The organism is Solicola agrisoli (genome assembly GCF_049059935.1).
In the GTDB taxonomy this organism is placed as follows: Bacteria; Actinomycetota; Actinomycetes; order Propionibacteriales; family Nocardioidaceae; genus JAURVT01.
In genome coordinates, this window is the sequence record NZ_JBMGQR010000111.1 from 1 (window position 1) to 9,040 (window position 9,040).

Below are 9,040 nucleotides of genomic sequence, written 5' to 3' on the forward strand. Positions count from 1 at the left end.
GGTTCTTCGCCCTGGACTGGAAGTACGGCTGGGTCTTCACCTACCAGTCCTCGCTGTCCACCGGACCCGCCTCGGACGTCGTCGACGCGACCTGGTTCACCTGGGTCTTCGCCGCCGTCGGCCTCGTTCTGGGTCTGCTGGGCCTGTGGTGGCTCGCCGCGCACGCCCGCCGGCCGCACCAGTCCAGCGTCCGGCTCAAGGGCTCGGACGACCACGGCCGTCTCGAGGCCGACCTGACCTCGATCGCCACCGCGACCGCCGAACGGTTCGACACCATGACCCCGACCCAGTCGGTGTCAGGCCGGACCCGGTCGTACGGGTCCAAGCAGGTCGTGGAGGTCCGCGCCCGCCTGGACCCCCGCGCCGACGGTGAGTCCATCGGCACCGCCGCCCGCACCTGCACCCAGGACGTCGCCACCGCACTCCCCGACGGCGACGCGACCTGCCGCATCGTCCTCGACGGGCCCTCACGATCCAAGCTCGTCCGCAAGGCCACCGGTTCCACCGCACGAGTCCACTGACCCGTCGAGCACCGACCACCGATCACCTCGGCAGACCGTGCCGGGGCAACGAACACCAACCGAAGGGAGACCCTCATGGGCCTCGGAGACAAGATCAGCAACGCCGCGGAAGACCTCAAGGGCAAGGCCAAGGAGGCCGTCGGCGACGCCAAGAACGACGACAGCCTGAAGGCCGAGGGCAAGGCCGACCAGGCCAAGGCCGACACCAAGAAGGCTGGCGAGAACATCAAGGACACCTTCAAGAACTGAAGCTGTCCCCATCGGTGTCCCGCCGTCCCTCAGCGGCGGGGCACCGACCCGCTCTCCGCACCTCGACACCTCACGTCGTCACCACCACCCCGCCGCACCCTCACGTCTCGGAGCACACCATGGCCAACCCCAAGCGCAACCTGTTCACCCTCCTGGGCTGGGTCGTCTGGAAGCTCCTCGCCCTCGTCGGGCTCCCCGTCGCGAAGAAGAAGCTCGAGGAGCGACGGGGCTCCTCGCACCGCCGGCTCCGCCGCGGCCGCCGCTAGAACCGGCCACCCTCCCGGCGCGGCCCCGCCCGCCGCCGCGCTCGCCTCTCCGCCCCTGCCCGTCCCGGCATCGGGTGATCCCGTCCTGCCCCAAGGAACCCCCATGACCACCACCGCACTGTCGCGCCGCCTCGGTGCCGAGGCCCCCGGCACCTTCTGGCTCGTCCTGGGCGGCTGCGGCGCCGCCGTCCTCGCCGGCGACCAGATCGGCTTCGCCGGGATCGCCGCCGCGTTCGGCCTCACCGTCCTGACCGCCGCCTACGCGCTCGGCCACATCTCCGGCGGGCACTTCAACCCCGCCGTCACCGTCGGCCTCGCCGTCGCCGGACGCTTCGCCTGGAAGGACGTCCCCGGCTACGTGGTCGCCCAGGTCGTCGCCGCGGCGGTCGCGGGCGGCGTGCTGCTGTCGATCGCGTCGGGCAAGGACGGATTCACCACCGCCGACGGCTTCGCCACCAACGGCTACGGCTCCATGTCGCCTGACGGCTACGGCCTGCTCGCCGTCGCCATCTGCGAGATCGTCCTGACGGCGATGTTCGTCGCGGTCATCCTCGGCGTCACCGCCAAGGGCGCACCCGCCGGCTTCGGACCTGCCGCCATCGGCCTGGCCCTCACCCTCATCCACCTCGTCTCGATCCCGGTCTCGAACACGTCGGTCAACCCCGCACGGTCGCTCGGCGTCGCGTTCTACGCCGGCAGCGGACCGCTCTCCCAGGTGTGGCTGTTCATCGTCGCGCCGTTGGTCGGCGCCGCCGTCGCGGGCGTCCTGTACCGCGCCGTCAACGTCGGCCCCCACTCCCAGGACGCCGGTGCCGAAGCCCGCTGAGCACGACGCCGCCGCCGACATCGACAACCCGAGCAGGAAGGTCGTGCCCGCCATGCGTCCCCGATCGGACCACTACACCGACCTGTGCACCCTCGTCCGGGCGTACTGCTGGAGCGAGGGCCTCGAGGCCCCCGTCGAGTGGGTGCACTGGCTGCTCGACCTCGAGATCGACGCCGCGGCGCGCCGCGACGGGGTCTCGGTCGAGCAGGCCGAGAGCATGCTCCCCCTCGACCATGCGACCGCGCTGGGACGGATGCTCGTCACGACCACACGGGAGAACGCGCGAGCAGTACGAGACCCGGGCCGCGAGTGGCCTCGACCGTGCTGACGCCGTCCGTCCGATGTCGGTGCGTGCACCACGGGACCTGCACCCGTCGGTGAGGCGTCGAGAGCCGCACCTCAGGTGGCGGCGGCGACGGCACGAGTGAACAGGTCGACCAGCTGGTCGGCGTGATGGTCCAGGTCGATGTCCGGGTCCAGTGCGAGGGCCAGGGGGATGCCGTCGATCGCCCGTTGGACGGCGCCGGCCACGACCGCGGTGTCGAAGTCGGGACGCATAGAGCCGTCCTCCTGGCCCGCCTGGAGGATCTGCTCGACACGCCCGACGGCAGTGTGCTCCTGCGGCCGGTCGTAGAGCGGCGTGCTGCTCGGGCGGTGACGGAGGAACAGGACCGCCAGGGCGCGCATCTCTCGCCGGAGCTCGGCGTTCAGACCGATCGCCGACCGCACGTAGCGCTCCAGCGCCGAGGTGGGTGGTCCAGCCGGCGCCGGCGCATCGAGGTGGGCGGCGATCCTGCCGAAGATCTCGCTCGTCGCGGCGCGGACGAGCTCGTCCTTGTCGTCGAAGTGGTACGAGATCAGCCGGGTCGAGGAGAGTCCGGCTCGGCGGGCGAGGTTGCCGAAGGTCGCCGCGTCGTACCCGTCCACGGCCACCACGTCGATGAGGGCGTCGACGATCTGACGACGCCGCTCTCGGCGCGCGGGGGTTGCATCTTTTACCTGCACGAGTAAGAGTTTACTCGATCAGGTAAGACGAGGCGGGGAGGCACGCCATGGACACCGAGCAGATCGCGAACGCATTCCTGCTGCTGCCGGCGGTGGTGCTCGCGGTGGTGGGCTGGCGAGCACGCAGGCGGGGCCGGACGACGTTCGGGCCGGGCGTGCGCGACGGTGCCTGGCGCGAGGTGCTCCGCGGCCTGTTGTTCGGTGCGGTCTGGATGGCCGTCGCGGCCTCCGCGCTGCTCGCGGTCGGGGCGACCGACGTCTCCTAGCTGCGCTTCGAGGCGCTCGGGCTCGTCTACCTGGCGGTGTACTTCGGTGTGCTGTTCGTCGTGGAGGAGATCGTGTTCCGCGGGCTCCTGCTGACGGGGCTGGGAGTCGTGGCCGGGCAGGGCGTCGCCCTGGTGATCTCGTCGGTGCTGATCGCCGTGCCGTACGCCTTCGCGTCGTCGGCCGGGGTGATGGCCGTCCTGGGGTCGGTCGTGGTGAACCTGGTCATCGGCGCCGCCCGGTGGCGTACGGGCCGCATCTGGTTCGGCATCGGGCTGAAGATCGGCTGGAACGTCACGATGATCGCGGCCGGGTTCAGCAACGCGGGGTACGCGGACCTGCCCGGGCGGTCCGAGGGGCTCCGGCTCACCGGCCCCGACTGGGTCACCGGCGGCGCCTTCGGCCCCGAGGCAGGTGTCGTGACCATGGTCGTCGGGGTGCTCATGCTGGTCGTCCTCGCCCGCCTCGTCGGCACCGGCTCCCGGGGCCCGTGGCGGATCGACGACCAGCCGAGCCCGCGGTCCCGCGTCGAGCAGTGATGGGAGTCCCGGCGCTGCGGGGTCCCGCGCCGTGGCGTGCGAGCCTCAGGCCGCGGGGCGACCGAGCAGGTAGCCCTGCCCGAACGGCACCCCGATGTCGATCAGGGTGTCGAGCTCCCGCTGGGTCTCGATGCCCTCGGCCACGACCGTGGTGTCGGTGCTCGCGGCGTAGGTCATGATCGCCGCGATGATCGCGCGCTGGCGGCGCGAGCACTCGAGGTCCCGCACCAGGGAGATGTCGATCTTGACCACCTCGGCCTCGAGCTCCAGGGCGTGCCGCAGGCTGGCGAACCCGGCTCCGAGGTCGTCGACGGCACACCGCACGCCCTCGCGCCGCAGCACGCCCAGGACCGACCGCAGGTGCCCGTAGTCGGCCACCGGGGCGTGCTCGGTCAGCTCGAGGTAGAGGCGCGTGGGGTCGACGCCGGAGTCCTGCACGACCCCGGACAGCCGCGGATCGCACAGGGCCTGGGGTGACACGTTGATCCCGACGTCGGAGGTGTCGTCGCGCACGGCGCTCAGCGCCCGTCCCATCATGGCGAGCTCGAGGTCGTTGCCCTTGGCTACCGAGTGCGCGATCTCGAAGACGACGTGCGGGGCGACCGGTCCGCCGCTGTCGAAGCGCGACAGGGCCTCGTGACCGACGACGCCGCCCGTCGTCAGCTCGCACACCGGCTGCCAGATGACCGACGCGCCGGCGCCCACGAGGAGGTCGTCGATCAGGTCCGCGGAGCGGGACCAGTGCGTCTGTGCGCGGTCCTCCTCCTCGATGAGCTCGTAGAGCAGCTCGGCCGACACCTCGAGGACGTGGGCGTCGCGCGCGCCCAGGTCCGGACGAGGGCGGTGGGAGTAGGCGCAGAGCGTGCCGTAGACCTGTCCGTCGCGGTCCAGCACCGGGACGCCGACGTGGGCCCCGATGCGCATGTCCTGGGTGGACGACATCGCCACCAGCAGGGGCTGGTCGGACGTGTCGGGGACGACCGAGGGGACCTTGTGGTCCAGGACGAGCTGGCAGTAGGTGTCCTCGCACCGGTCCCACTGGCCGACCTGCAGGCCCTCGTCCTCCTGGACCGAGACGTTGCGGAACGCGCGCTGGCCGCCGTGGATGATGCTCACGAACGCGACGTCCATCTGCAGCTGCAGGCGCACCAGCCGCAACAGGCTGTCCACCGACCGCGTCGTCTGCCCCATCGAAACCCCCCGTTGCCGTGTGCTGGAACCCTATGGCCGCCACGGGCCCCGGCGCCGATCTTGGGGAGTTCTTGAGGTCGTGGCGTGCCCGGGCGGCACCTCGGCGGTCGAGGTGACCGGGGTCGGCGTCGCGGACCGCCCTAGGATCGCCACGTGACGGCGACGACCCGACGCTACGGCGGCCCCACCCGTGCGACGGACCTCGGCAACGACGTCGTCGCTGGGCTGCTGGCGCACCGCTCGGTGCGCGCGTTCCTCGATGCCGGTGTCGACGACGACGTGGTGGCCGCGCTCGTCGCGGCCGCGCAGTCGGCCTCGACGTCGTCGAACCTGCAGGCCTGGAGCGTCGTCAGCGTGCGCGACCCCTCGCGCAAGGCCAGGCTGGCGCACCTGGCCGGGGACCAGGCGTTCGTCGAGCGCGCCCCCGTCTTCCTGGTGTGGGTCGCGGACCTGTCCCGCGCCCGACGGCTCGCGGCGCGGAGCGGCGTCGCCGTGGACGCTGCGGACTACCTGGAGTCGACCCTGGTCGCGTGCATCGACACGGCGCTGGCCGCGCAGAACGCCGTCGTCGCGGCCGAGTCCCTCGGGCTGGGCTGCGTGTACGTCGGGGCCGTGCGCAACCACCCCGAGGCCGTCGCCGCCGAGCTCGGACTGCCACCGTCGTCGGTGGCGCTGTTCGGGCTCGCCGTCGGGGTGCCGGACCCCTCCGAGGACGCGGACGTCAAGCCGCGCCTGCCGCAGTCGGCGGTGTGGCACCACGAGACCTACGACGCCGACGCCGCCGACGCGAGCCTGCCCGAGTACGACGAGCGCCTGGCGGAGTACAACCGTCGGCACGGGATGTCGGACGGCTGGACCGGACGCGTCCTGACGCGGTTGGCCGGCGCCGGCTCGCTGGCCGGGCGGCACGTGCTCCGCGAGACCCTGGACCGCATGGGCCTGCCGTCGCGGTGACGCGCGGCCGCCGTCCTCCAGCGGTCGGTCCCTAGTCGAGGCCGGCCGAGGCCGCAGCGTCCCGGACGGCCCGCAGCGCCAGCTCGCTCTCGCTGCCGGTGACCGCGTCGTCCAGCTCCTCGACCACCATCGCCGCGCGCAACAGCTCCTGCGCCGACAGCCGCATGCGACGCCGGGCCTCGGCCAGGCGTCTGTTCTGGATCGCGGCGAGGTCGGCCGAGACGGCGGCCAGGTCCTGTTGCGTCGACGTCAGCTCCGAGTCGTCCCCCATGCGTCCCATTTATAGGGTTTGCGAGGTTCGCCCGCACGTCGGGGTGCCGCGTGGGGACGCGCGTCGAGGTCGGGTCAGTCACCGACGACGCCGTCGGCCATCTCGCGCAGGAGGTCGAGGTGGCCGTTGTGCCGGGCAGTCTCCTCGACGAGGTGCAGGAGCGTCCAGCGCAGGTTCTGGTGGAGGCGGGCGGTGGGGACGGCGGCGAGGTCGTCGAGGTCGGCAGCGGCGATGACGGCGTCGGAGGCGACGATCTGCTCGCGGTAGCCGGCTACGACGTCGGCGAGCGGCGTCGTCAGGCCCTCGCGCAGCTCGGCGTCGGGGTCGTCCTCGGTCCAGGGGCCGAGGTCGGGGCCGCCCGCGAACCGGGTCTGGAGCCAGTCGGCCTCCACCCAGCGCAGGTGGTTGACGATGGCGCCCGGCGTGGTCAGGGGCGACGTCGCGAGCGGCGCGTGCTGGGCGTGCTCGTCCGACAGCCCCTCGACCTTCGCGATCGCGGTCTCGCGGACGTAGGTGAGCATCTGCAGGAGCGTGCTGCGCTCGTCGGGTGCAGGTGGGACGTCGGTGCGAGTCATGGACCCCACCCTGCACCCCGGGTCCGACGGCTCACTCCTGACGGTCGCGCACCCGCGGCCGGGACGCCACGACACGACAGCCGCCGGCGGAGTCCGCCGGCGGCTGCCGTCGCGTCGGGTCGTGGAGCGTGTCCTACACCCGAGCGCCGTTGCGGCGGTGGGCCGCCGTCCAGATCAGCAGGGCGATCACCGCGCCGATGATCGAGCCGATGATGCCGGCGGGCTGCAGGAGCCCGTCGCCCGCGTCCTTGCCGAACAGCAGGTAGCCCAGCAGGCCGCCGACGAAGGAGCCGACGATGCCCAGCACGATCGTGGCCACGATCGAGAGGTTCTGCTTGCCGGGGACGAGCAGGCGGGCCACGAAGCCGGCGATGGCGCCGACGACCAGGATGGTGAGGATGAGTCCGAGCATGTGAGTGCCTTTCGCTCGAGAGGCTGCCGGTTGCGGCCCTTGGGGTGTACACAACCACCCCCGTCAGCGGCGCGACACACCCCTAGGTGGGTTAATCTGTCGAGCGTGAGCACCCGCAGCGGGCCCATCCAGGTCGCCATCGTCGACGACTACGACGTCGTCGTCATCGGGGTGGCCAACATGCTCGAGCCCTACCGCGACCGGGTCGTCGTCGCCGAGCTCGACACCAACAAGCCCCTCACCGACGACGTCGACATCGCGCTGTACGACTCCTTCGCCCAGCCCGAGTCCGACCACGACGAGATCAGGACGCTGATCGACAACCCGCTGGCCCGGAGGGTGGTGGTCTACACCGGGAACTTCCATCCCGAGCTCGTCTCGATGGCACGCGACCTCGGGGTGCACGGCTACCTGTCCAAGGCCCTGAGCGGCCGCGAGCTGGTGGCCGCGCTCGAGGCCGTCCACGCCGGTGAGACCGTCATCAGCGGCTCGGCGGCACAGGCACGCAACACGGTCGGTGACTGGCCCGGCCGCGGCGAGGGACTCTCCGATCGCGAGTCCGAGATCCTCGCCCTGATCACCCAGGGCAAGAGCAACGCCGAGGTGGCGGCGCTGACCTACCTCAGCCCCAACACGGTCAAGTCCTACATCCGCGGTCTCTACCGCAAGATCGACGTCGACAGCCGCACCCAGGCCGTCCTCTGGGGAGTGCACCACGGGTTCCTGCCCGACCACCGCCGGATCGAGCACTGGCGCGGCGGTCCCTGACGAGCCTCGACGCGCGCCACGCCTCCTGACACACCGGCGCGGGGTCGTCCTCCTGCACTCGGTCGCCAACCACCTCTTGTGCATTCACAGCGAACCTTTGTACAGTCACGCTGTACAAAGCGGGTGACGGTGATCACAGGAGCGGAACGACGTGGCGGTGCAGAGAGAAGTGTCCGGCAGGCGGGTGGCCGTGTCGCGAGGACTGGTGACCATCGGCGTCGCCACCGTCGCCCTGTTCGTCCTCAGCGCGGCGCTCGACCCCGCGAGCGTCTCGGGCACCTCCCTGTCCGGCATGCTGCCGGTGGCAGCCGTCCTGGCCATCGCCGGCCTGGGCCAGATGCTGGTGGTCCAGCAGGGCGGGATCGACCTGTCGGTCGCCGGCGGCATCTCGCTGGCGCTGATCGTCGTGACCCACGTGCCGGACGGCGACAGCGGCCGCCTCCTGCCCGCGATCGGGATCGCCCTGGTGTTCGCGGTCGTCGCAGGCCTGCTGAACGGCGTGCTCATCGGTCTGCTGGGCCTGAACGCGATCATCGCGACGCTCGGCACCAACGCCCTGCTGTACGGCGTCAACCTGCAGATCTCGGGCGGACGTCCGCGCATCACCACCAACCTGCTCGCCGACGTCGCCGGCGGCACCACGGCCGGCGTGCCGCACGCGGTGGTGATCGCCCTGGTCACGCTCGGCGTCGTCACGCTCCTGGTCAAGAAGACGGTCGCGGGCCGTCGGTTCGAGGCCATCGGCTCGAACCGGCTGGCCGCGCGCACCGCCGGCCTGAGCGAGCGGCGCCACCACTGCCTGACCTACGTCTGGGCCCAGCTGCTCTACTGCCTGGCCGGCATCCTCATCGCCGGCATCACCTCGCAGCCCACCGCCTACTCCGGCGACCGCTACCTGCTGCCGTCGATCGCCGTGGTCGTGCTGGGCGGGACGTCCCTGCTCGGCGGACGCGGCTTCCCGCTGCCGACCGTCGTCGCGGCGGTCTTCCTGCAGCAGCTCGTGCAGCTCGTCTCGGTGCTCGGGGTGTCCCCGGCCATCTCCCCGCTGGTGCAGGCCGCCGCGCTCGCCGTCGGCGTCTCCCTCTACACGATCCGCTGGACCGCGCTGGTCCGCCGGCTCACCCCCGACCGGGCCGCGCCGTCGGGCGCACCCACCTGACCTGACTCGCCCGTCCCACCCACACCGCACCACCACCCAC

15 protein-coding genes are annotated in these 9,040 nt (G+C 71.9%); 10 read left to right on the top strand and 5 right to left on the bottom strand.

Going from position 1 to position 9,040, the window contains the following annotated elements:
* The 5 genes from ACI6PP_RS21965 to ACI6PP_RS21985 all read left to right on the top strand — a co-directional run.
* On the top strand, nt 1-521 hold a 521-nt coding region (locus ACI6PP_RS21965; protein ID WP_421113858.1), incomplete at its 5' end, for a hypothetical protein.
* A 75-nt stretch (nt 522-596) separates the two neighbouring features.
* The gene (locus ACI6PP_RS21970; protein WP_421113859.1) at nt 597-770 is read left to right on the top strand and encodes a CsbD family protein; all 174 of its coding nucleotides are present in this window, start codon (nt 597-599) and stop codon (nt 768-770) included.
* Between the two features lie 119 nt (nt 771-889).
* A complete protein-coding gene (locus ACI6PP_RS21975; protein WP_421113860.1) occupies nt 890-1,036 on the top strand; it encodes a hypothetical protein in 147 nt (48 codons plus the stop codon).
* A gap of 103 nt (nt 1,037-1,139) precedes the next feature.
* Complete coding sequence (gene aqpZ, locus ACI6PP_RS21980; RefSeq protein ID WP_421113861.1) at nt 1,140-1,862, top strand: aquaporin Z; 723 nt, start codon at nt 1,140-1,142, stop codon at nt 1,860-1,862.
* Nucleotides 1,846-2,190, top strand: a complete 345-nt coding sequence (locus ACI6PP_RS21985; protein ID WP_421113862.1) for a hypothetical protein — start codon at nt 1,846-1,848, stop codon at nt 2,188-2,190. The genes aqpZ and ACI6PP_RS21985 overlap by 17 nt, the downstream gene beginning before the upstream one ends.
* A 71-nt stretch (nt 2,191-2,261) precedes the next feature.
* Here ACI6PP_RS21985 and ACI6PP_RS21990 read toward each other — a convergent pair whose 3' ends face one another.
* Nucleotides 2,262-2,867 (bottom strand): TetR/AcrR family transcriptional regulator, encoded by a 606-nt coding sequence (locus tag ACI6PP_RS21990; protein WP_421113863.1) that lies wholly within the window; start codon nt 2,865-2,867, stop codon nt 2,262-2,264.
* Nucleotides 2,868-2,914: 47 nt separating this feature from the next.
* On the opposite strand from ACI6PP_RS21990, the gene ACI6PP_RS21995 reads away from it, so the two are divergent.
* Entirely contained in the window at nt 2,915-3,133 is a 219-nt protein-coding gene (locus ACI6PP_RS21995; protein ID WP_421113864.1) for a hypothetical protein, read from the top strand.
* Nucleotides 3,134-3,163: 30 nt separating this feature from the next.
* Complete coding sequence (locus ACI6PP_RS22000; RefSeq protein WP_421113872.1) at nt 3,164-3,670, top strand: CPBP family intramembrane glutamic endopeptidase; 507 nt, start codon at nt 3,164-3,166, stop codon at nt 3,668-3,670.
* Nucleotides 3,671-3,715: 45 nt separating this feature from the next.
* Here ACI6PP_RS22000 and ACI6PP_RS22005 read toward each other — a convergent pair whose 3' ends face one another.
* Complete coding sequence (locus ACI6PP_RS22005; RefSeq protein WP_421113865.1) at nt 3,716-4,840, bottom strand: sensor domain-containing phosphodiesterase; 1,125 nt, start codon at nt 4,838-4,840, stop codon at nt 3,716-3,718.
* Nucleotides 4,841-5,014: 174 nt separating this feature from the next.
* On the opposite strand from ACI6PP_RS22005, the gene ACI6PP_RS22010 reads away from it, so the two are divergent.
* A complete protein-coding gene (locus ACI6PP_RS22010; RefSeq protein ID WP_421113866.1) occupies nt 5,015-5,815 on the top strand; it encodes an NADPH-dependent oxidoreductase in 801 nt (266 codons plus the stop codon).
* A 31-nt stretch (nt 5,816-5,846) separates the two neighbouring features.
* Here the strand turns inward: ACI6PP_RS22010 and ACI6PP_RS22015 are convergent, their stop codons facing one another.
* From ACI6PP_RS22015 to ACI6PP_RS22025, 3 genes are all read right to left on the bottom strand, one after another.
* Complete coding sequence (locus ACI6PP_RS22015; protein ID WP_421113867.1) at nt 5,847-6,086, bottom strand: hypothetical protein; 240 nt, start codon at nt 6,084-6,086, stop codon at nt 5,847-5,849.
* A gap of 74 nt (nt 6,087-6,160) precedes the next feature.
* Complete coding sequence (locus ACI6PP_RS22020; protein WP_421113868.1) at nt 6,161-6,661, bottom strand: DinB family protein; 501 nt, start codon at nt 6,659-6,661, stop codon at nt 6,161-6,163.
* Between the two features lie 133 nt (nt 6,662-6,794).
* Entirely contained in the window at nt 6,795-7,073 is a 279-nt protein-coding gene (locus ACI6PP_RS22025; RefSeq protein ID WP_421113869.1) for a GlsB/YeaQ/YmgE family stress response membrane protein, read from the bottom strand.
* Nucleotides 7,074-7,178: 105 nt separating this feature from the next.
* On the opposite strand from ACI6PP_RS22025, the gene ACI6PP_RS22030 reads away from it, so the two are divergent.
* Both ACI6PP_RS22030 and ACI6PP_RS22035 read left to right on the top strand, forming a co-directional pair.
* A complete protein-coding gene (locus ACI6PP_RS22030) occupies nt 7,179-7,841 on the top strand; it encodes a response regulator transcription factor (protein ID WP_421113870.1) in 663 nt (220 codons plus the stop codon).
* 190 nt (nt 7,842-8,031) lie between these two features.
* Entirely contained in the window at nt 8,032-9,000 is a 969-nt protein-coding gene (locus ACI6PP_RS22035; RefSeq protein ID WP_421113871.1) for an ABC transporter permease, read from the top strand.
* Nucleotides 9,001-9,040: the final 40 nt, after the last annotated feature.